The 23,117-nt window shown below is 60.2% G+C and carries 18 protein-coding genes and 4 tRNA genes; all 22 read right to left on the bottom strand.

Translation table 11 applies throughout. The features are described from left to right. Positions 1-2: 2 nt before the first annotated feature. Positions 3-317 carry a 50S ribosomal protein L23 gene (rplW, locus tag AWB74_RS25375; RefSeq protein ID WP_035967599.1) on the bottom strand — a complete coding sequence of 105 codons (315 nt, stop codon included), beginning with the start codon at positions 315-317 and terminating at the stop codon, positions 3-5. Continuing rightward, positions 314-934: a 50S ribosomal protein L4 gene (gene rplD, locus AWB74_RS25370; protein ID WP_061126159.1), complete on the bottom strand. Its 621-nt coding sequence runs from the start codon at positions 932-934 to the stop codon at positions 314-316. Before rplD ends, rplW begins: the two co-directional genes overlap by 4 nt. Then, positions 934-1,593, bottom strand: a complete 660-nt coding sequence (rplC, locus tag AWB74_RS25365; protein ID WP_061149513.1) for a 50S ribosomal protein L3 — start codon at positions 1,591-1,593, stop codon at positions 934-936. Before rplC ends, rplD begins: the two co-directional genes overlap by 1 nt. A gap of 208 nt (positions 1,594-1,801) precedes the next feature. Then, on the bottom strand, positions 1,802-2,113 hold the full coding sequence (rpsJ, locus tag AWB74_RS25360; RefSeq protein WP_006998489.1) for a 30S ribosomal protein S10: 312 nt from the start codon (positions 2,111-2,113) through the stop codon (positions 1,802-1,804). Between the two features lie 141 nt (positions 2,114-2,254). Continuing rightward, positions 2,255-3,445, bottom strand: coding sequence for an elongation factor Tu (gene tuf / locus AWB74_RS25355; RefSeq protein WP_061149453.1), 1,191 nt, complete (start codon positions 3,443-3,445; stop codon positions 2,255-2,257). Positions 3,446-3,500: 55 nt separating this feature from the next. Beyond that, entirely contained in the window at positions 3,501-5,603 is a 2,103-nt protein-coding gene (gene fusA, locus AWB74_RS25350; RefSeq protein ID WP_061149512.1) for an elongation factor G, read from the bottom strand. 119 nt (positions 5,604-5,722) lie between these two features. Beyond that, the gene (gene rpsG / locus AWB74_RS25345; protein ID WP_006053291.1) at positions 5,723-6,193 is read right to left on the bottom strand and encodes a 30S ribosomal protein S7; all 471 of its coding nucleotides are present in this window, start codon (positions 6,191-6,193) and stop codon (positions 5,723-5,725) included. A 185-nt stretch (positions 6,194-6,378) separates the two neighbouring features. Beyond that, on the bottom strand, positions 6,379-6,759 hold the full coding sequence (gene rpsL, locus AWB74_RS25340) for a 30S ribosomal protein S12 (RefSeq protein WP_006053290.1): 381 nt from the start codon (positions 6,757-6,759) through the stop codon (positions 6,379-6,381). Positions 6,760-6,976: 217 nt separating this feature from the next. Further along, positions 6,977-8,824, bottom strand: coding sequence for a DNA helicase RecQ (recQ, locus tag AWB74_RS25335; protein ID WP_061149452.1), 1,848 nt, complete (start codon positions 8,822-8,824; stop codon positions 6,977-6,979). Positions 8,825-8,990: 166 nt separating this feature from the next. Next, positions 8,991-13,238 (bottom strand): DNA-directed RNA polymerase subunit beta', encoded by a 4,248-nt coding sequence (rpoC, locus tag AWB74_RS25330; RefSeq protein WP_061149451.1) that lies wholly within the window; start codon positions 13,236-13,238, stop codon positions 8,991-8,993. A gap of 21 nt (positions 13,239-13,259) precedes the next feature. Then, entirely contained in the window at positions 13,260-17,366 is a 4,107-nt protein-coding gene (rpoB, locus tag AWB74_RS25325) for a DNA-directed RNA polymerase subunit beta (RefSeq protein WP_061149450.1), read from the bottom strand. A 368-nt stretch (positions 17,367-17,734) separates the two neighbouring features. Beyond that, a complete protein-coding gene (gene rplL, locus AWB74_RS25320; RefSeq protein ID WP_035511392.1) occupies positions 17,735-18,109 on the bottom strand; it encodes a 50S ribosomal protein L7/L12 in 375 nt (124 codons plus the stop codon). Positions 18,110-18,192: 83 nt separating this feature from the next. Next, positions 18,193-18,690: a 50S ribosomal protein L10 gene (gene rplJ / locus AWB74_RS25315; protein ID WP_061149449.1), complete on the bottom strand. Its 498-nt coding sequence runs from the start codon at positions 18,688-18,690 to the stop codon at positions 18,193-18,195. Positions 18,691-18,993: 303 nt separating this feature from the next. Beyond that, positions 18,994-19,692 (bottom strand): 50S ribosomal protein L1, encoded by a 699-nt coding sequence (rplA, locus tag AWB74_RS25310; protein ID WP_061126166.1) that lies wholly within the window; start codon positions 19,690-19,692, stop codon positions 18,994-18,996. Then, positions 19,693-20,124: a 50S ribosomal protein L11 gene (gene rplK, locus AWB74_RS25305; RefSeq protein ID WP_008343796.1), complete on the bottom strand. Its 432-nt coding sequence runs from the start codon at positions 20,122-20,124 to the stop codon at positions 19,693-19,695. Between the two features lie 147 nt (positions 20,125-20,271). Further along, entirely contained in the window at positions 20,272-20,829 is a 558-nt protein-coding gene (gene nusG, locus AWB74_RS25300; protein WP_035970531.1) for a transcription termination/antitermination protein NusG, read from the bottom strand. Position 20,830: 1 nt separating this feature from the next. Beyond that, a complete protein-coding gene (gene secE, locus AWB74_RS25295) occupies positions 20,831-21,211 on the bottom strand; it encodes a preprotein translocase subunit SecE (protein WP_008343790.1) in 381 nt (126 codons plus the stop codon). 36 nt (positions 21,212-21,247) lie between these two features. Next, positions 21,248-21,323: transfer RNA gene (locus AWB74_RS25290), tRNA-Trp, on the bottom strand. Positions 21,324-21,390: 67 nt separating this feature from the next. Further along, the gene (gene tuf / locus AWB74_RS25285; protein WP_061126160.1) at positions 21,391-22,581 is read right to left on the bottom strand and encodes an elongation factor Tu; all 1,191 of its coding nucleotides are present in this window, start codon (positions 22,579-22,581) and stop codon (positions 21,391-21,393) included. Positions 22,582-22,643: 62 nt separating this feature from the next. Continuing rightward, positions 22,644-22,718 (bottom strand) — tRNA-Thr (locus AWB74_RS25280). A 16-nt stretch (positions 22,719-22,734) separates the two neighbouring features. Further along, positions 22,735-22,808, bottom strand: a tRNA-Gly gene (locus AWB74_RS25275). 30 nt (positions 22,809-22,838) lie between these two features. Continuing rightward, positions 22,839-22,924 (bottom strand) — tRNA-Tyr (locus AWB74_RS25270). Positions 22,925-23,117: the final 193 nt, after the last annotated feature.

Genomic DNA, 23,117 nt, shown 5'->3' with positions numbered 1-23,117 from the left:
GATTACTTGGCCTCCGCTTCAAAGTTGATTTCCTGGCCGGGCTTCAGGCAGACGTACGCCTTCTTCACGTCCTTGCGCTTGCCGTTGAAGCGGCCAAAGCGCTTGGCCTTGCCCTTCGTGACGAGCACGTTGACGGAATTGACTTCGACCTTGAACAGCAGCTCGACAGCAGCCTTCACTTCCTGCTTCGTGGCGTCCGGCGCGACTTCGAACACGACCTGTTCGTTCTTGTCGGCAACCAGCGTCGCCTTTTCGGAGATCACCGGCGCGAGCAGAACTTGCATCAAACGATGATCGTTTTTGCGAACTTCGCTCATGACAGCAACTCCTCGATCTGAGCGACCGCAGCCTTCGTGATCAGGATCTTCTTGAAGTAGATCAGCGAGAGCGGGTCGGCGTAACGCGGCTCGACAACCGCCACGTGGGCCAGGTTGCGCGACGCGAGGTACAGGTTTTCGTCGACCGTATCGGTGATGACCAACACGGAGTCGAGACCCATCGCCTTGAATTTATCGGCCAGCAGCTTGGTCTTCGGGGCTTCGAGCGCGAGGTCTTCGACCACGGCAATACGGCCTTCACGAGCCAGTTGCGAGAAGATCGAGCAGAGGCCTGCGCGATGCATCTTCTTGTTGACCTTGTGCGAGAAGTTTTCTTCCGGCGAATTCGGGAAGATGCGACCACCGCCGCGCCACAACGGGCTCGACGACATACCGGCACGAGCACGGCCCGTACCCTTCTGACGCCACGGCTTCTTGGTGGTGTGCTTGACCTGCTCGCGGTCCTTCTGCGCGCGGTTGCCGCTACGTGCGTTCGCCTGATAAGCGACGACGATCTGGTGAATCAGGGCTTCGTTGTAATCGCGACCGAACACGACGTCCGATGCGTTCACGCCAGCGCCTTCCTGACCATTGGCATTCAGGAGCTTAAGTTCCATTATTTCGCTCCTTTCACAGCACGCGTCTTGACGGCCGGGGTCACAAAGACCTTGCCACCCTTCGCACCCGGAACAGCACCGCGGACGAGCAGCAGACTGCGCTCAGCGTCGATGCGGGCGATTTCGAGGTTTTGAACCGTAACGGTTTCGTCGCCGAGGTGACCCGTCATGCGCTTACCCGGGAAAACACGACCCGGATCCTGCGCCATACCGATCGAACCCGGAACGTTGTGCGAACGCGAGTTACCGTGCGATGCGCGGCCCGAAGCGAAGTTGTAGCGCTTGATGGTACCGGCGTAGCCCTTACCGATCGACGTGCCTTGCACGTCAACTTTCTGGCCGACTTCGAAAATATCCGTAGCGATGACAGCGCCGTTCGACAGTTCACCTGCCTTGGCTGCATCGATATGGAATTCCTTGAGGATTTCACCGGCTTGAACACCGGCTTTGGCGAGGTGACCCGCCAGCGGCTTCGTCACGCGCGATGCGCGGCGAGCACCGAATGCAACCTGAACGGCGGTATAACCATCCGTTTCAACGGTCTTGATCTGCGTCACGCGGTTGTCCGACACGTCCAGCACGGTGACGGGGATCGAATCCCCTTCAGGCGTGAAGATACGGGTCATGCCAACCTTGCGACCTACGAGTCCAAGGCTCATCGTTTTCTCCATTCCCAACTGCGATTGGTCGGGGCTGATTTACAAATGCCGGCTTCGTTACGAAAAACTGGGCTGGCTTTCTTGCGTCTTTTTCGTGCACATAGGCGCGAAAAGCCTTGGAGTATAACAAGGCTTTTCGAATCATGCAAGCAATCAAAGACTTAGCTCCGTCGGACGGCTTTGCCACCGTCAGCGGAGCTTTTTAGACTTACTGCAGCTTGATCTCGACATCCACGCCCGCCGGCAGATCGAGCTTCATCAGCGCGTCGACGGTCTTGTCCGTCGGATCGACGATGTCCATCAGGCGTTGATGCGTGCGGATTTCGAGCTGGTCGCGCGACGTCTTGTTGACGTGCGGCGAACGCAGAATGTCAAAACGCTGAATACGCGTCGGCAGCGGCACCGGGCCACGGACGATCGCGCCAGTCCGCTTCGCGGTGTCGACGATTTCGGCCGCCGATTGATCGATCAGACGATAGTCGAAAGCCTTCAGGCGAATACGGATTTTCTGGTTCTGCATGACGATTCCTTAGAAAAGAGCGAGGCGGTGTTGCACCGCACATTTGGCAAAAGAGCGTGGGTTCAGGCGCTCGCGGAGAGCGAACGCCCGAACCCGATCAGGCACTACTTACTGCAACTTCAATCGAGCAAGGCCGATATCTTACTCGATAATCTTCGCAACGACACCGGCGCCGACGGTACGGCCGCCTTCGCGGATGGCGAAGCGCAGACCTTCTTCCATGGCGATCGGGGCGATCAGCTTCACCGTGATCGACACGTTGTCGCCCGGCATCACCATTTCCTTGTCCTTCGGCAGCTCGATCGAGCCCGTCACGTCCGTCGTACGGAAGTAGAACTGCGGACGGTAGTTGTTGAAGAACGGCGTGTGACGGCCGCCTTCGTCCTTGCTCAGCACGTACACCTCAGCGGTGAAGTGCGTGTGCGGCGTGATCGAACCCGGCTTGGCCAGAACCTGGCCGCGCTCCACGTCTTCACGCTTCGTGCCGCGCAGCAGGATACCAACGTTGTCGCCTGCCTGACCCTGGTCGAGCAGCTTGCGGAACATTTCCACGCCCGTGCAGGTCGTCTTCACCGTCGTCTTGATACCGACGATTTCGATTTCCTCGCCGACCTTCACGACGCCACGCTCGATACGACCCGTCACCACCGTGCCGCGACCCGAGATCGAGAACACGTCTTCCACCGGCATCAGGAACGAGCCGTCAACCGCGCGTTCCGGCGTCGGGATGTACGTGTCCAGCGCGTCGGCCAGGCTCATGATCGCCACTTCGCCCAGCTCGCCCGTGTCGCCTTCCAGCGCGAGCTTGGCCGAACCCTTGATGATCGGGGTGTCGTCGCCCGGGAAGTCGTACTTCGACAGAAGTTCGCGCACTTCNATTTCGACGAGCTCGAGCAGCTCGGCGTCGTCCACCATGTCGCACTTGTTCAGGAACACGATGATGTACGGCACGCCGACCTGGCGGGCCAGCAGGATGTGCTCACGCGTTTGCGGCATCGGGCCGTCAGCGGCCGAACACACCAGGATTGCGCCGTCCATCTGCGCGGCGCCCGTGATCATGTTCTTCACGTAGTCGGCGTGGCCCGGGCAATCGACGTGTGCGTAGTGGCGGTTTGCCGTTTCGTACTCGACGTGCGCGGTGTTGATCGTGATACCACGTGCCTTTTCTTCCGGCGCTGCGTCGATCTGGTCGTACGCCTTTGCTTCGCCGCCGAACTTCTTGGTCAGCACCGTCGTGATTGCTGCCGTCAGCGTGGTCTTGCCGTGGTCAACGTGACCGATCGTGCCCACGTTCACGTGCGGCTTGGTCCGCTCGAATTTACCTTTTGCCATGATTACCTTCGTTCAGAGATTGTTTATCGGTTAAAGACTTGTGGCCTGCGCCGAATTACTTGCCTTTTGCGTTGATGATCGCTTCGGCGACATTACGCGGAGCTTCGGAGTAGTGCTTGAACTCCATCGTGTACGTTGCACGGCCTTGCGTCAGCGAGCGCAGCGAGGTCGAGTAGCCGAACATTTCCGACAGCGGCACTTCGGCGCGAACGATCTTGCCGCCGCCAATCATGTCTTCCATGCCCTGGACGATGCCGCGACGGCCGGACAGATCGCCCATCACGTTGCCCATGTAGTCTTCAGGCGTTTCGACTTCCACGGCCATCATCGGTTCGAGGATGACCGGGCTTGCCTTGCGCATTGCTTCCTTGAACGCCATCGAACCGGCCATGCGGAACGCATTTTCGTTCGAGTCGACGTCGTGGTACGAACCGAAGGTCAGGTGAACCTTCACGTCCACGACCGGGAAGCCAGCCAGCACGCCCGACTTCAGCGTTTCCTGGATACCCTTGTCCACGGCCGGGATGTATTCGCGCGGAATCACGCCGCCCTTGATCTCGTCCAGGAACTCGTAGCCCTTGCCCTGCTCGTTCGGCTCGAGCGTGATGACCGCGTGACCGTACTGGCCGCGACCGCCCGACTGCTTGACGAACTTGCCGTCGACGTCTTCCGCCTTGCTGCGGATCGTCTCGCGGTAAGCAACCTGCGGCTTGCCGACAGTCGCTTCCACGCCGAATTCACGCCGCATCCGGTCAACCAGAATTTCGAGGTGGAGTTCACCCATGCCCGAAATGATGGTTTGGCCCGACTCTTCGTCCGTCTGAACGCGGAACGACGGATCTTCCTGCGCCAGACGATTCAGCGCCAGACCCATTTTTTCCTGGTCGGGCTTCGTCTTCGGCTCGACGGCCTGCGAAATCACCGGCTCCGGGAAAATCATGCGTTCGAGCACGATTGGGTGCTGCGGATCGCACAACGTGTCGCCCGTAGTCGCTTCTTTCAGACCGACTGCCGCCGCGATGTCGCCCGCGCGCACTTCCTTGATTTCTTCACGCTGGTTCGCGTGCATCTGCAGAATACGGCCAAGGCGTTCCTTCTTGTCCTTAGTCGCGTTCAGCACGGTGTCGCCCGAATTCACGACGCCCGAATACACGCGGAAGAAGATCAGCTGACCGACGAACGGGTCCGTCATGATCTTGAACGCCAGCGACGAGAACTTCTCGTCGTCCGATGCACGGCGCTCGCCCTTCTCGCCGCTTTCGAGTTCGCCCGTAACCGGCGGAATGTCGACCGGCGACGGCAGGAAGTCGATGACGGCGTCGAGCATGCGCTGCACGCCCTTGTTCTTGAACGCGGTGCCGCACAGCATCGGCTGGATTTCGCACGCGATGGTCCGGTCGCGGATCGCCTTGACGATTTCCGCTTCGGTCAGCTCTTCGCCGCCGAGGTACTTTTCCATCAGCTCTTCGCTGGCTTCAGCGGCCGATTCGATCATCTTCTCGCGCCACTCGTTGCAGGTGTCGACGAGTTCAGCGGGGATGTCGACGTAGTCGAACTTCGTACCTTGCGACGCTTCGTCCCAAATGATCGCTTTCATCTTCAGCAGATCGACGACGCCCTTGAAGTTCTCTTCCGCGCCGATCGGCACGACGACGGGAACCGGGTTCGCCTTGAGACGGTTCTTCAACTGGTCATAGACCTTGAAGAAGTTCGCGCCGGTACGGTCCATCTTGTTGACGAACGCGAGACGGGGAACCTTGTACTTGTTCGCCTGACGCCACACCGTTTCCGACTGCGGCTGCACGCCGCCCACTGCACAGTAGACCATGCACGCGCCGTCGAGGACGCGCATCGAGCGCTCCACTTCGATCGTGAAGTCCACGTGTCCCGGGGTGTCGATGATGTTGATGCGGTGCTCGGGATAGTTGCCGCCCATGCCCTTCCAGAAGGCAGTGGTAGCAGCCGACGTGATGGTGATGCCGCGCTCCTGCTCCTGCTCCATCCAGTCCATCGTTGCTGCGCCGTCGTGAACTTCACCGATCTTGTGGTTCACGCCCGTGTAGAACAGGATGCGCTCGGTCGTCGTCGTTTTGCCGGCGTCGATGTGAGCGCTGATACCGATATTGCGGTAGCGCTCGATAGGTGTCTTGCGAGCCACTTTGGATCCTTTTTCGGTCGACGCGCCGGCGGACTGCCGGCCGCGCCCTAACACAAACGGGCGAGGCGCCAATACTAGCGCACCCGCCCTGATTTTCCGTTTGCCCGGTGAGCGGGAGCTTAGAAACGGAAGTGCGAGAATGCCTTGTTGGCTTCCGCCATGCGGTGAACTTCGTCGCGCTTCTTCATTGCGCCACCACGGCCTTCGGCCGCTTCGGAGAGTTCACCTGCGAGACGCAGGGCCATCGACTTTTCGCTGCGCTTCTTCGCGGCTTCACGCAACCAACGCATCGCCAATGCCATACGACGCGAGGGACGCACTTCGACCGGAACCTGATAGTTGGCACCACCAACGCGACGGCTCTTCACTTCGACCACCGGCTTCACGTTGTTGAGCGCAACCGTGAACACTTCCAGCGGGTCCTTGCCACCCTTGGTCTGGATCTGTTCAAAAGCGCCGTACACGATACGCTCGGCAACCGACTTCTTGCCGGAGAGCATCAGCACGTTCATGAACTTGGCTACATCTACGTTGCCGAATTTCGGATCCGGCAACACTTCCCGCTTGGGGACTTCGCGACGACGCGGCATGTTTCTTCCTTTACTTTTTCAGTTGGAGCTTCGTTCAGCTCCGCGGCCACCAACTAACCCGATCCACATCTATTCGACTAAACCAGCTTGGCCGGGTGACCACTTACTCGACAGCACCGGCACTTCCGGCACCACCGCCTCAACCGCCTTGCGGCGACCTGTTTCTTTTACAGCAGACCGGCGACTTACTTGCCAGCCTTGGCACGCTTCGCACCGTACTTCGAGCGAGCTTGCTTACGGTCCTTGACGCCCTGCGTATCCAGCGAGCCGCGAACCATGTGGTAGCGCACACCCGGCAAGTCCTTCACACGGCCGCCGCGGATCAGCACGACCGAGTGCTCTTGCAGGTTGTGGCCTTCACCACCGATGTACGAAATGACTTCGAAGCCATTGGTCAGGCGAACCTTGGCGACCTTCCGGAGTGCCGAGTTCGGCTTCTTCGGCGTCGTCGTGTACACGCGGGTGCACACGCCGCGACGCTGCGGGCAGTCCTGCAGGGCCGGCGACTTGCTCTTCGTCGTTTCCGACGTGCGGCCTTTGCGAACCAGTTGATTGATGGTTGGCATCGTTTATTCCTGAAATTGAACAAATTCCGCGCAATTTTCTCGGGCAAAGCGAAAATAAGTGCGCGTTTGACGATCTCGCCGATGAATTCCACTCTCCGCGCCCGACACTAAGCCGGATCCGAAGGCGGACCAAGAACGAGAACCAAGCATGATATTCTGAAAATCGCAATCGGGTCAATACGTTGCGATGATTTCAGCGCCTTTTCCGCGTCTGATGTCAATCCGAACCGACGACATCGAGCAATTCATCGCCGAAGCGTTCGAGCTTACGCACGCCGATGCCTGGAATATGGCGCAGATCGTCGATGGTATCGGGATCGCTTCGCGCAATCTCCGCGAGGGTGGCGTCGTGGAAGATGACATACGCCGGCACGCCGTCGCTTTTCGCGGTCTCGGCGCGCCAGGCACGCAACCGTTCCCAGCGAGCCTTCTCGCGCGCTGACATGCCGGCGGTCGGATCGGCACGTTCGCCCGTGCGGCTCGAGGACTGGCGCGCCCGCGTGGGCTTCACGTACTTGCGCAGCGTGACGTGTTCTTCGCCTTTGAGCACGGGCTTGCTGGCGTCGGTGAGGACGAGCGCACCGAAGCCGTCGTGATCGACGGCGAGATAACCGAACGCGACGAGCTGCCGAAACACCGCACGCCATTCAGGTTCCGACAGCGCCGCGCCGACGCCGAAGGTGGAAATCTTCTCGTGGCCGCGTTGCAGCACTTTTTCGCTGCGCGTGCCGCGAAGGATATCGATGAGATGTCCCGCACCGAAATGGAATCCGCTCGCCCGCTGCGCGCGATACACACACGACAGCGCCATCTGCGCCTCGCGCGTGGCATCGAAGGAAGCGGGCGGCTCGATACAGGTATCGCAGTTGCCGCACGGCTTGCTCGTCTCGCCGAAATACGCGAGCAGGCGCACGCGGCGGCACGACGCCACTTCGCACAGGCCCAGTAGCGCATCGAGCTTGCCGGTCTGTACGCGCTTGTGCGCGTCGTCGGCTTCGGACTCGTCGATCATCTTGCGCTGCTGAACGACGTCGCCCAAGCCGTAAGCCATCCACGCGTTCGCTGGCAGACCATCACGGCCCGCGCGTCCGGTCTCCTGATAGTAGCCCTCGACGCTCTTCGGCAAATCCAGATGCGCGACGAAGCGCACGTCCGGCTTGTCGATGCCCATGCCAAAGGCGATCGTCGCGCACATGACGATGCCTTCGTCTCGTTGGAACATCTCCTGGTGCCTCTGGCGCGTCTCGAACTCCATGCCCGCGTGATAAGGCAGCGCGCGAACGCCCTGCCCCTTCAGCCAGTCCGCGGTCTCCTCGACCTTGCGGCGCGACAGACAATAGACCACGCCCGCATCGGTCGTGCCGTCCTTGTTCGTATGTTCCGCGCGGATGAAGTCGAGCAATTGCGAGCGCGCGTTGTCCTTCTCGACGATCCGATAGCGGATGTTCGGCCGGTCGAAGCTGGAGACGAAGATGCGCGCGTCGTCGAGCGCGAGGCGATGCACGATCTCATCGCGCGTGATTGCATCCGCGGTCGCGGTGAGCGCGATGCGCGGCACGTTCGGAAAGCGCTCGTGCAGCACCGAAAGCTGAATGTACTCCGGGCGGAAGTCGTGACCCCATTGAGACACGCAATGCGCTTCGTCGATCGCGAAGAGCCCGACCGGCGAGCTTTCGAGCAGATCAAGGAAGCGCGGCGTCATCAGGCGCTCCGGCGCGACGTACAACAAATCGATCTCGCCGTTGCGCAATGCGCGTTCGGTCGCGGCGGCTTCGGCGCCTGAAAGCGTCGAATTGAGATACGCGGCCCGCACGCCGACTTCCGTCATCGCCGCAACCTGATCCTGCATCAACGCGATCAGCGGCGACACGACGATGCCCGCGCCAAGCCCGGCCTCACGCCGCACGAGCGACGGTATCTGATAGCAGAGCGACTTGCCGCCACCCGTCGGCATCAAGACAAGCGAATCGCCGCCGTTCGCGACATGCTCGACGATCTCCGCCTGTTGTCCGCGAAATGCGGGATAGCCGAAGATTTCGTTGAGTATTTCGAGCGACCGGGACATGGAGGAAAGTGCGCACTGCGACGTGAGAGATAACGAATTCTACCAACGCATGCGCGGGCAAAAGCGCCGTTAGCCATTTGGACGAGGGTGACGCCCAAACGTACAGGCGAAAAAAAACCGCCCAGCCGAAGCTGAGCGGTTCGATGGTGCTACGAGCGAAGAACGCTTACTCGTTGGTGTGCGGCTGCTGCTGCGGCTCCGCTGCCGGGGCTTCCGGCGTACCAAAGTCGAATGCCTCTTCGGCAGCGATCTGGTCGAAGCGTTCGCGATCCGACGATTCCTTCGCCTTGCGCGCCTTATGGAACGCGAGACCCGTACCGGCCGGAATCAGACGGCCGACGATCACGTTTTCCTTCAGGCCACGCAGATCGTCGCGCTTGCCCATGATCGCCGCTTCGGTCAGCACGCGGGTCGTTTCCTGGAACGACGCCGCCGAGATAAACGAGTCGGTCGACAGCGATGCCTTCGTGATACCGAGCAGCACGTTTTCGTACGTCGCCGGCCGCTTGTCGTCCGCGGTCATGCTGTCGTTCTCGTCCAGCATGTCCGAACGCTCAACCTGCTCGCCCGGGATGAAGCGCGTATCGCCGTTGTCGACGATCTGCACACGACGCAGCATCTGACGCACGATCACTTCGATGTGCTTGTCGTTGATCTTCACGCCCTGCAGACGGTACACGTCCTGCACTTCGTCCACGATGTAGCGCGACAGCGCCTCGATACCCTGCAGACGCAGGATGTCGTGTGGATCGGCAGGGCCGTCGACGATCATTTCGCCCTTGTTGACGACCTGACCATCGTGCACCAGCACTTGCTTTTCCTTCGCGATCAGGAACTCGTGCTGATTGCCTTCGAGGTCCGTGATGACGAGACGCTGCTTGCCCTTCGTGTCCTTACCGAACGACGTCGTGCCCGTGACTTCCGCGAGAATACCCGCGTCCTTCGGCGAGCGCGCTTCGAACAGTTCGGCCACGCGCGGCAGACCACCGGTAATGTCACGCGTCTTCTGCGCTTCAACGGGGATACGCGCCAGCACTTCACCGACCTGCACTTGCTGACCATCCTTAACGGTGATCAGTGCGCCGACCTGGAAGCCGATCTGCACCGAATGCTCGGTGTTCGGGATCTTCACTTCCTCGCCGTTCGCGTCGAGCAGTTTCACCTGCGGACGCACGCTCTTGCCGGCCTGCGAGCCGCGGCGCTTTGCATCGATCACGACGAGGGTCGAAAGACCGGTCACGTCGTCGATCTGCTTCGCGACCGTCACGCCTTCCTCGACGTTTTCGAACTTCACCGTACCGCCCCACTCGGTGATGATCGGACGCGTCAGCGGATCCCATTGAGCCAGTTGCGCACCGGCCTTGATGGTTGCGCCATCGAGTTGCAGCAGCGTCGCGCCGTACGGCACTTTGTGACGCTCACGCTCGCGACCAAAGTCGTCCGCGATGATCGCTTCGCCCGAACGCGAGATGACGACCTGCTCGCCCTTCGCGTTCGTGACGTAACGCATCGTGGCCGTGAAGCGCACCGTACCGTTGCTCTTCGCTTCGACCGTCGATGCAACCGCCGCACGCGACGCCGCACCACCGATGTGGAACGTACGCATGGTCAGCTGCGTGCCCGGCTCACCGATCGACTGAGCAGCGATCACACCGACTGCCTCGCCGACGTTCACGCGCGAACCGCGGCCCAGGTCGCGGCCGTAACAGGCAGCGCACAGGCCATAGCGCGTTTCGCAGGTGAGCGGCGTGCGCACGCGCACTTCGTCGATGCCGAGGCTTTCGATCTTTTCCACTGCGTCTTCATCGAGCAAATCGCCCGACGCGTACAGCGTTTCCTGCGTTTCCGGATTGACGACGTCCGCCACCGCGACGCGGCCGAGAATGCGGTCACGCAGCGCTTCGACGACTTCACCGCCTTCGACCAACGCCTTCATCGCCACGCCGTTCGACGTGCCGCAATCATCTTCGACGACGACCAGATCCTGCGTCACGTCGACGAGACGACGGGTCAGGTAACCCGAGTTCGCGGTCTTCAACGCCGTATCCGCCAGACCCTTACGGGCACCGTGCGTCGAGATGAAGTACTGCAACACGTTCAGGCCTTCGCGGAAGTTCGCGGTAATCGGCGTCTCGATGATCGAGCCGTCCGGCTTCGCCATCAGGCCACGCATACCGGCGAGCTGACGAATCTGCACCGCGGAACCCCGCGCGCCCGAGTCGGCCATCATGTAGATGGAGTTGAACGACTCCTGCTTCGTCTCGTTGCCGTCACGGTCCGTGACCGGCTCCGTCGCGAGCTGCTCCATCATCGCCTTGCCGACCGCTTCCGACGTCGCCGACCAGATGTCGACCACGTTGTTGTAGCGTTCCTGCGCGGTGACGAGACCCGACATGTACTGACGGTCGTACTCCTTCACCTTCTTCGCGGCGTCGCCGACGATCGTCTCCTTCTGCGGCGGCACGAGCATGTCGTCCACGCAGATCGAGATGCCGGCGCGCGTCGCGAGACGGAAGCCCATCTGCATCAGCTGGTCGGCGAAGATCACCGTCTCGCGCAGACCGCACTTGCGGAACGCCGTGTTGATCAGGCGCGAGATTTCTTTCTTCTTCAGCGGCTTGTTCAGCACCGTGAACGGCAGGCCCGGCGGCAGAATCTCCGACAGGATCGAGCGGCCGACGGTCGTCGCGAACAGCGAGATCTTCGGCACGAACTTCGGCGCGCCTTCGCTCTGGTCTTCGTTCGCCACCATTTCGGTGATACGCACGTTGACGCGCGAAGCCAGCTCGACTTCCTTGTTCTCGTACGCGCGGATGACTTCCGACACGCCCGTGAACGTCATGCCTTCGCCCTTGCCGTTGATCGCTTCACGCGACGCGTAGTAAAGGCCCAGCACGATATCCTGCGACGGCACGATCGACGGATCGCCGTTGGCCGGGAACAGGACGTTGTTCGACGCCAGCATCAGCGTGCGCGCTTCCATCTGCGCTTCGAGCGACAGCGGCACGTGAACGGCCATCTGGTCACCGTCGAAGTCGGCGTTAAACGCCGCGCAGACGAGCGGATGCAGCTGAATCGCCTTGCCTTCGATCAGCACCGGCTCGAAAGCCTGAATGCCGAGTCGGTGCAGCGTAGGCGCACGGTTGAGCATGACCGGATGTTCGCGAATGACTTCTTCGAGAATGTCCCACACCACCGGCGTCTGGTTCTCGACTTCCTTCTTCGCGGCCTTGATGGTCGTCGCGACGCCCATCACTTCCAGCTTGTTGAAGATGAAAGGCTTGAACAGTTCGAGCGCCATCAGCTTCGGCAGACCGCACTGATGCAGCTTGAGCGTCGGGCCGACCACGATCACCGAACGGCCCGAGTAGTCGACGCGCTTACCGAGCAGGTTCTGACGGAAACGACCGCCCTTGCCCTTGATCATGTCAGCGAGCGACTTCAACGGACGCTTGTTCGCGCCGGTCATCGCCTTGCCGCGACGGCCGTTGTCGAGCAGCGAATCGACGGCTTCCTGCAGCATCCGCTTTTCGTTGCGGACGATGATTTCAGGCGCCTTCAGCTCGAGCAGACGCTTCAACCGGTTGTTACGGTTGATCACGCGGCGATACAGGTCGTTCAGGTCCGACGTCGCGAAACGGCCGCCATCGAGCGGCACGAGCGGCCGCAGTTCCGGCGGCAGCACCGGCAGCACTTCCAGCACCATCCAGTCGGGCTTGATGCCCGAACGCTGGAAAGCCTCGAGCACTTTCAGGCGCTTCGCGTACTTCTTGATCTTCGCTTCCGAACCCGTGTTCTTGAGTTCGGTGCGCAGCATCTCGACCTGTTCGTCGATGTTGATCGCGCGCAGCAGTTCGCGCACGCCTTCCGCGCCCATCTCGGCGCGGAACTCGTCACCGTACTCTTCGACCTTGTTGTAGTAATCCTCTTCGGTCATGATCTGCCGCGCTTTCAGCGGCGTCATGCCCGGATCGATGACCACATAGGCTTCGAAGTACAGCACGCGCTCGATGTCGCGCAGCGTCATGTCGAGCACCATGCCCAGACGCGACGGCAGCGACTTCAGGAACCAGATGTGTGCGACCGGCGACGCGAGCTCGATGTGACCCATCCGCTCACGACGCACCTTCGCCAGCGTCACTTCGACGCCGCACTTTTCACAAATGACGCCACGATGCTTGAGGCGCTTGTACTTGCCGCACAGGCATTCGTAGTCCTTGATCGGACCAAAAATCTTCGCGCAGAACAGACCATCCCGCTCCGGCTTGAAGGTGCGGTAGTTGATGGTCTCCGGCTTCTTCACTTCGCCGAACGACCAAGAACGAATCTTGTCGGGCGACGCGAGGCCGATCTTGATCGCATCAAAAACTTCTTCTTGTTGGACTTGCTTGAATAGATCGAGCAGAGCTTTCATTGCTTTCTCTCCGTAGTCCGATTAATTGCGGTCCAGATCGATATCAATACCGAGCGAGCGGATTTCCTTCACCAACACGTTGAAGGATTCCGGCATGCCCGCGTCGATCACGTGATCGCCCTTGACGAGGTTCTCATAAACCTTCGTCCGGCCCGTCACGTCGTCCGACTTGACCGTCAGCATTTCCTGCAGCACATACGACGCGCCATACGCCTCGAGCGCCCACACTTCCATCTCACCGAAGCGCTGACCACCGAACTGCGCCTTACCACCCAGCGGCTGCTGCGTGACGAGCGAGTACGGACCGGTCGAACGTGCGTGCATCTTGTCGTCGACCAAGTGGTGCAGCTTCAGGTAGTGCATGTAGCCGACCGTGACCGTGCGCTCGAATGCTTCGCCGGTGCGGCCGTCGTACAGCGTGACCTGGTTCTTCGACGGCGTCATGCCGAGGTTCGTCGCGATCTCGTCCGGGAATGCCAGATCCAGCGCACGCGTCATTTCGTGTTCCGTCGCGCCGTCGAACACCGGCGTCGCGAACGGCACGCCTTCGCGCAGGTTCTTCGCGAGTTCGAGGATCTCGTCGTCGGAGAACTTGTCCAGCTCTTCCTGACGGCCCGACTCGTTGTAGATCTGCGTGAGGAACTGACGCATCTCTTCGATCTTCGACTGACGCTGCATCATCTCGCCGATACGCCAGCCGAGACCCTTCGCAGCCCAGCCCAGGTGCACTTCGAGAATCTGACCCACGTTCATCCGCGACGGCACGCCGAGCGGATTCAGCACGACGTCGGCCGGACGGCCGTCGGCCATGTACGGCATGTCTTCGATCGGCACGATCTTCGACACGACACCCTTGTTGCCGTGGCGGCCCGCCATCTTGTCGCCAGGCTGCAGACGACGCTTGACGGCGAGGTACACCTTGACCATCTTCAGCACGCCCGGCGGCAGTTCGTCGCCTTGCGTGAGCTTCTTGCGCTTCTCTTCGAACGCGAGGTCGAACTGGTGACGCTTCTGCTCGATCGAATCCTTGATCGCTTCCAGCTGCGCCGCTGCTTCTTCGTCCGCGAGGCGGATATCGAACCAGTGGTAGTGGTCGAGATCTTCGAGGTACGCGAGGTCGATCGCCGTGCCCTTCGCGAGCTTCTTCGGACCACCGTTCGCGACCTTGCCGTTCAGCATGCGGGCGAGACGCGAGAACGCGTCGCCTTCCACGATGCGCAGCTGGTCGTTCAAATCGAGGCGATAGCGCTTCAGTTCGTCGTCGATGATCTGTTGCGCGCGCTTGTCACGCGTGATGCCTTCGCGCGTGAACACTTGCACGTCGATGACCGTACCGCTCATGCCCGACGGCACGCGCAGCGACGTGTCCTTCACGTCCGACGCCTTTTCACCGAAGATCGCGCGCAGCAGCTTTTCTTCCGGCGTCAGCTGGGTTTCGCCCTTGGGCGTGACCTTGCCGACGAGCACGTCGCCCGCTTCGACTTCCGCGCCGATGTACACGATGCCCGACTCGTCGAGACGGCCGAGCTGCACTTCCGCGAGGTTCGAAATATCGCGCGTGATTTCTTCCGGTCCGAGCTTCGTGTCACGAGCAACGACGTTCAGCTCTTCGATGTGGATCGACGTGTAGCGATCGTCGGCCACGACCTTTTCCGAGATCAGGATCGAGTCTTCGAAGTTGTAGCCGTTCCACGGCATGAACGCGACCAGCATGTTCTGACCGAGCGCGAGCTCGCCCAGATCGGTCGAGGCGCCATCAGCCAGCACGTCGCCACGCGCAACCTTGTCGCCGACCTTCGCGATCGGACGCTGGTTGATGTTCGTGTTCTGGTTCGAACGCGTGTACTTGATCAGGTTGTAGATGTCCACGCCGACATCGCCGGCGACGGCTTCATCGTCGTTCACGCGAATCACGATACGGCCCGCGTCGACATAGTCCACGACGCCGCCACGCAGCGCCTGAACCGTCGTACCCGAGTCGACCGCAACCGTGCGCTCGATGCCCGTACCGACGACCGGTTTTTCCGGACGCAGGCAAGGCACGGCCTGACGCTGCATGTTCGAGCCCATCAACGCGCGGTTCGCGTCGTCGTGCTCGAGGAACGGAATCAGCGATGCCGCCACCGACACGATCTGCGACGGCGCCACGTCCATGTACTGGATGCGGTCCGGCGTGACCATCAGCGTTTCGCCCGCTTCACGCGACGACACGAGTTCGTCGGTCAGCGTGCCGTCTTCGGCCACTGCCGCGTTCGCCTGAGCGATCACATAACGGCCTTCTTCGATCGCCGACAGATAGTCGATCTGATCGGTCACCTTGCTGTCCACGACCTTGCGATACGGCGTTTCGAGGAAGCCGTATTCGTTCAGGTGCGCGTACAGAGCCAGCGAGTTGATCAGACCGATGTTCGGACCTTCCGGCGTTTCGATCGGGCACACGCGGCCATAGTGCGTCGGATGCACGTCGCGGACTTCGAAGCCCGCGCGCTCGCGCGTCAGACCGCCCGGGCCCAGTGCGGAAACACGGCGCTTGTGCGTGATTTCCGACAGCGGGTTGGTCTGGTCCATGAACTGCGAGAGCTGCGACGAACCGAAGAACTCGCGAATCGCCGACGAAATCGGCTTCGAGTTGATCAGGTCGTGCGGCATCAGGTTTTCGCTTTCGGCTTGGCCGAGGCGTTCCTTCACAGCACGTTCGACACGCACGAGACCGGCGCGGAACTGGTTTTCCGCCAGTTCGCCGACGCAGCGCACACGACGATTGCCCAAGTGGTCGATGTCGTCCACTTCGCCCTTGCCGTTACGCAGCTCGACCAGGATCTTGATCGTGGCGAGGATGTCGTCGTCCTGCAGCGTCATCGGGCCGACGATTTCGTCGCGGCCGACGCGGCGGTTGAACTTCATACGGCCGACCTTCGAGAGGTCGTACGCGTCTTCGCTGTAGAACAGACGATTGAACAGCGCCTCGACCGCTTCTTCGGTCGGCGGCTCGCCCGGACGCATCATGCGATAGATCGCAATACGCGCGGCCATCTTGTCGGCGGTTTCATCGATACGCAGCGTCGACGAGATATACGGGCCTTGGTCCAGATCGTTCGTGTACAGCGTCTGGATGTCCTTGACCTTCGCTTCGCGCAGCTTTTCGAGAACCGTTTCCGTGATTTCTTCGTTGGCGTTCGCAATCACTTCACCCGTTTCCGGGTCGATCACGTTCTTCGCCAGCACGCGGCCGAGCAGATAGTCTTCCGGCACCGAGATGAACTTCGTCTTCGCGTTTTCGAGATCGCGAATGTGCTTGGCGTTGACGCGCTTGTCCTTCGCGACGACGAGGTTGCCGTCGCGGTCGTTGATGTCGAAGCGCGCGACTTCACCGCGCAGACGCTCCGGAACGAATTCCATCTGCGCGCCTTCGCTCATCAGGCCGAAGTTGTCGAACACGAAGAAGTTCGCGAGGATCTGCTCCGGCGACATACCGATTGCCTTCAGCAGGATCGTGACCGGCATCTTCCGGCGACGGTCGACGCGGAAGTACAGGACGTCCTTCGGGTCGAATTCGAAATCGAGCCACGAGCCGCGGTAGGGAATGATGCGCGCCGAGAACAGCAGCTTGCCGGAGCTGTGCGTCTTGCCCTTATCGTGCTCGAAAAACACGCCCGGCGAACGGTGGAGCTGCGACACGATCACGCGCTCCGTTCCGTTGATGACGAACGAACCCGTCGGCGTCATGAGCGGAATCTCGCCCATGTACACTTCCTGTTCCTTTACTTCCTTGACGACCGGCTTGCTCGGCGATTCCTTGTCGAGCAGAACGAGGCGTACTTTTGCGCGCAGGGCCGAGCAGTACGTCAGGCCGCGCTGTTGGCATTCCTTGATGTTGAATGCGGGCGACGACAGCATGTAGCTGACGAATTCGAGCCGCGCGAAACCGTTGTGCGAGACAATCGGGAAAACAGAGGTGAACGCAGCTTGCAGGCCTTCGGCCTTGCGCTGCGACGACGACGTGTCTGCTTGCAGAAACGTCTGGAATGATTCAAGCTGGGTTGCCAGCAAAAAGGGAACTTGGTGAACGATGGGGCGCTTCGCGAAACTCTTGCGAATACGCTTCTTCTCGGTGAAGGAATATTGCATACGATCTCCGAATCACGGCGGGCGTTACCGAGGCGGGATACCTCGATGTCACGACCCGGTGTTCACCGACTGAGACCCACGCACGTGTCCGGGGAGGACGCGCGAGTCTAGAAGCTTGGTGGTTGGCCGCTACCAACCGCTGGCTGACGGCAGCGGATGCCTGTGTTTCCCGCTACCCGACCAAACTTGCCTTCTGCAGTCGCTTCAGAAGACAAAGAGAACAGCCGGAAATTCATACCGATACGACCGTTCACTTTGACTTCTGCGGGGACGTTTATGCCTGCTTCCAAGCACCAAAACTACATCCCCACAAAGCACAAAAAGGCCGGCGGTGAAAAACCGCCAGCCTTCGCATAGCGCAACGGGACTTACTTGATTTCAGCCTTCGCGCCTGCTTCTTCCAGCTTCTTCTTCGCTTCTTCAGCAGCAGCCTTCGGCACCGCTTCCTTGACGGGCTTCGGTGCACCGTCGACCAGGTCCTTCGCTTCCTTCAGGCCGAGACCCGTCAGTTCGCGAACAGCCTTAATCACGGAAACCTTGTTTGCGCCCACTTCGAGCAGGTTAACCGTGAATTCGGTTTGCTCTTCGACGGCAGCAGCTGCGCCGCCACCTGCCGGGCCAGCGACTGCAACAGCAGCGGCCGACACGCCAAACTTCTCTTCGAACGCCTTGACCAGCTCGTTCAGTTCCAGAACGGACATCGAGCCAACGGCTTCCAGGATGTCTTCTTTTGCGATTGCCATTTGAAATACTCCTAATTTGAATTCGGATCGAGCTAGCGATCTAGCTTTGCCTACGTTAAGCGACTAGCGCCCAAGCGTGGTCGTTACGCAGCTTCGCTCTGCTTCTTTTCAGCCAGCGCGGCTAGAGCGCGCGCAAAGCCAGAAACAGGGGCCTGCATAACGAACAGCAGCTTGGAGAGCAGTTCTTCGCGGCTCGGGATGTTGGCCAGCGCTTGCACGCCTGCCTTGTCCATCACGTTGCCTTCGTAGGAACCAGCCTTGATGATCAACTTGTCATTGCTCTTACCGAAGTCATTGACGACCTTGGCAGCGGCAATGGCATCTTCCGAGATGCCGTAGATCAGAGGACCGGTCATCTGCTCAGCCAGCGGAGCGAACGGGGTACCTTCGACGGCGCGACGCGCCAGCGTGTTCTTCAGAACGCGCAGATACACCTGTTGCTCACGCGCTTTCGCGCGCAGCTTGGTCAGATCGCCAACCGTGATCCCACGATACTCAGCGAGCACCATCGTCTGAGCCTTCGCGACTTGCGCGGCGACTTCAGCGACGACTGCCTGCTTATCTTCTTTGTTCAGTGGCACGGTTAAACCTCCAGATTCGATGCACTCGGGCCACAAACCCTCATGCACCACGTTCAACAACGGCGTCCGACTGTTAGGAGTATCTCGATCGATTGGTGATCCGTCTCACGACGCTCGACAACCGACTTCAACCACTACAAAACTGTTTCGGGTTCGCCATCTGCGTTGGCTTGAATTAAGGCAATGCCCGCCTGCTGCACCACCACCAACGGTCTTTGACAACCGGTTGCTCGACCGAACTGCAATCTTGCAACCGCCCAAAGCCCTTTTAGAGACACGATCTTTCGATCACGCCCAGAATTTTTACTGCTGCGCGAGCGTGGCTTGATCCACGCGAACGCCGACACCCATCGTGCTCGACACGGCGATCTTGCGCAGGTACACGCCCTTGCTCGTCGCCGGCTTCGCCTTTTGCAGCGCTTCGATCAGCGCGGACAAGTTCTGGCGCAGCGACGCCGACTCGAACGACGCACGACCGATCGTACCGTGGATGATACCGGCTTTGTCGACGCGGAATTGCACCTGACCAGCCTTTGCGTTCTTGACCGCTTGCGCGACGTCCGGCGTCACGGTGCCGACCTTCGGGTTCGGCATCAGGCCGCGCGGGCCGAGGATCTGGCCCAGCGTACCGACGACACGCATCGTGTCCGGCGATGCGATCACGACGTCGAAGTTCAGGTTGCCGGCCTTGACTTGCTCGGCCAGATCTTCCATGCCGACTACGTCCGCACCTGCTGCGCGAGCTTGTTCAGCCTTGTCGCCTTGCGCGAACACCGCCACGCGAACCGACTTGCCGGTGCCAGCCGGGAGAACCACGGAACCGCGAACCACTTGGTCCGACTTCTTCGCATCGATCCCGAGTTGCACTGCCACGTCGATCGACTCGTCGAACTTGGCGCTGGCGCATTCCTTCACGAGGCTCAGTGCTTCGTCGATTGCGTACAGCTTCTGACGATCGACCTTGCTTGCGAATGCCTGGAGGCGCTTGGAAACCTTAGCCATTTACACGCCCTCCACAGTGATGCCCATCGAACGCGCGCTACCGGCGATCGTGCGCACGGCTGCGTCCAGATCAGCTGCCGTAAGATCCGGCATCTTGGTCTTCGCGATTTCTTCCGCTTGAGCGCGGGTGATGTTGCCGACCTTGTCGGTGTGCGGCTTGCTCGAACCCTTCTGCACAGCGGCTGCCTTCTTGATCAGAACGGTAGCCGGCGGCGTCTTCATGATGAACGTGAAGCTCTTGTCCGCGAATGCCGTAATGACGACCGGCACCGGCAGACCCGGCTCCATGCCCTGAGTCTGCGCGTTGAACGCCTTGCAGAACTCCATGATGTTCAGGCCGCGCTGGCCCAGTGCCGGACCGACCGGCGGCGACGGGTTGGCTTTACCTGCAGGAATCTGCAGCTTGATAAAGCCAATGATTTTCTTTGCCATGTTGAAAACCTCTGCTGAACGCGTGAGCGTTCGGTGAGTGATAGCGCGCGTTCGACGTTGCCGGCTACTGACGCTCCTCAACGGTCATGACGCGGACCGTAAGCGCGAATCGCGCGATAGCCACGAGGCTACGCGCGATGTATTCGACTAAGTCTTTTCAACTTGGCCGAATTCGAGTTCGACCGGTGTCGATCGGCCGAAGATCGTGACGGAAACACGAACCTTGGACTTCTCGTAGTTCACTTCTTCGACGTTACCGTTGAAGTCGGTGAAAGGACCTTCCTTCACGCGAACCATCTCGCCCACTTCGAAAAGCGTCTTCGGCCGCGGCTTCTCGACACCTTCCTGCATCTGCGACATGATTTTTTCGACTTCACGCGGCGAAATCGGGCTTGGTCGATTTCGCGTGCCGCCGATGAATCCCGTGACCTTGGCCGTGTTCTTGACCAAGTGCCACGTCTCGTCCGTCATTTCCATTTCAACCAGGACGTAACCCGGGAAGAAACGACGCTCGGTGACCGACTTGTGGCCACCTTTCACTTCAACGACTTCTTCGGTCGGAACGAGAATCTGGCCGAATTGATCCTGCATACCTGCGCGCTCGATGCGCTCCTGAAGCGCACGTTGCACGCTCTTCTCCATGCCGGAGTAGGCGTGCACCACATACCAACGCTTTCCACTCGGGGATGTCGGAGTATCGCTCATATCATTTCCACCCCAGAATCGCCGAGAAAATCACCCACTCGATTGACTTATCGCTAAGCCAAAGGAAAATGGCCATGATCAAAACAAACGCGAAGACCACCAGAGTCGTTTGCGTGGCCTCTTTGCGAGTCGGCCAGACAACCTTACGGACTTCTTTGTAGGAGTCTTTGGCGAAGGCGATGAAGCCCTTGCCCGGCGCAGAGAGAAGACCGACCGCGACACCCGCGATGACACCGACAGCAAGCGCTGCGCCGCGGACGTACCATTCTTGGCCAGAGAGCCAGAAGAATCCAACGAACCCGGCCAACACCAACAATACGCCCGCCACCAACATCAACTTGTCGCCGGAGGTATTTACAGTTTCGACGGAAGGATTCGCCATAACACCTTAAACACAGCGCCACGTGGCGCAAGAATTTGGCAGGGGCAGAGGGAATCGAACCCCCAACCTTCGGTTTTGGAGACCGACGCTCTGCCAGTTGAGCTATACCCCTAAACCATTTGGGGCCGGCGGACTTCGCCAACCCCGAAACCACTGACTACCGAGAAGATTTCTGGCTCTTACTCGATAATCTTCGCAACGACACCGGCGCCGACGGTACGGCCGCCTTCGCGGATGGCGAAGCGCAGACCTTCTTCCATGGCGATCGGGGCGATCAGCTTCACCGTGATCGACACGTTGTCGCCCGGCATCACCATTTCCTTGTCCTTCGGCAGCTCGATCGAGCCCGTCACGTCCGTCGTACGGAAGTAGAACTGCGGACGGTAGTTGTTGAAGAACGGCGTGTGACGGCCGCCTTCGTCCTTGCTCAGCACGTACACCTCAGCGGTGAAGTGCGTGTGCGGCGTGATCGAACCCGGCTTGGCCAGAACCTGGCCGCGCTCCACGTCTTCACGCTTCGTGCCGCGCAGCAGGATACCAACGTTGTCGCCTGCCTGACCCTGGTCGAGCAGCTTGCGGAACATTTCCACGCCCGTGCAGGTCGTCTTCACCGTCGTCTTGATACCGACGATTTCGATTTCCTCGCCGACCTTCACGACGCCACGCTCGATACGACCCGTCACCACCGTGCCGCGACCCGAGATCGAGAACACGTCTTCCACCGGCATCAGGAACGAGCCGTCAACCGCGCGTTCCGGCGTCGGGATGTACGTGTCCAGCGCGTCGGCCAGGCTCATGATCGCCACTTCGCCCAGCTCGCCCGTGTCGCCTTCCAGCGCGAGCTTGGCCGAACCCTTGATGATCGGGGTGTCGTCGCCCGGGAAGTCGTACTTCGACAGAAGTTCGCGCACTTCCATTTCGACGAGCTCGAGCAGCTCGGCGTCGTCCACCATGTCGCACTTGTTCAGGAACACGATGATGTACGGCACGCCGACCTGGCGGGCCAGCAGGATGTGCTCACGCGTTTGCGGCATCGGGCCGTCAGCGGCCGAACACACCAGGATTGCGCCGTCCATCTGCGCGGCGCCCGTGATCATGTTCTTCACGTAGTCGGCGTGGCCCGGGCAATCGACGTGTGCGTAGTGGCGGTTAGCCGTTTCGTACTCGACGTGCGCGGTGTTGATCGTGATACCACGTGCCTTTTCTTCCGGCGCTGCGTCGATCTGGTCGTACGCCTTTGCTTCGCCGCCGAACTTCTTGGTCAGCACCGTCGTGATTGCTGCCGTCAGCGTGGTCTTGCCGTGGTCAACGTGACCGATCGTGCCCACGTTCACGTGCGGCTTGGTCCGCTCGAATTTACCTTTGGCCATTTTCGACTCCTAACAGGATTTTCGCACCTTGCGCCGCGCGCAACTTACTAGACTGATACAGCTGGTGCCCATGGGCAGGATCGAACTGCCGACCTCTCCCTTACCAAGGGAGTGCTCTACCACTGAGCCACATGGGCACTACAAAACCGACACTGGAGCGGGTGAAGGGAATCGAACCCTCGTCATAAGCTTGGAAGGCTTCTGCTCTACCATTGAGCTACACCCGCGAGGGTTGGATTCCCTTACCGCTTAAATTCTGGTGGAGGAGGTTGGATTCGAACCAACGTAGGCGTAAGCCAACAGATTTACAGTCTGCCCCCTTTAGCCACTCGGGCACCCCTCCGCAGAGAACTATCGATTATGGGGTAACAACACGCCGTTGTCAAGCGTTTCTTACGACCCAAGACGATCGAGGCTCTCACTAATAGGTGAGTTGAAACGCAAAAACCCCACCTTTGTGGGGTGGGGTTTTTGTTTTGCTGCATGAGGAGCCTGACGATTACCTACTTTCACACGGGAATCCGCACTATCATCGG

Origin of the sequence: Caballeronia arvi (genome assembly GCF_001544695.2) — a bacterium.
Lineage (GTDB): Bacteria > Pseudomonadota > Gammaproteobacteria > Burkholderiales > Burkholderiaceae > Caballeronia > Caballeronia arvi.
Note: the sequence above shows the minus strand (reverse complement) of the source record. Positions and strands in the feature narration are given on the sequence as shown.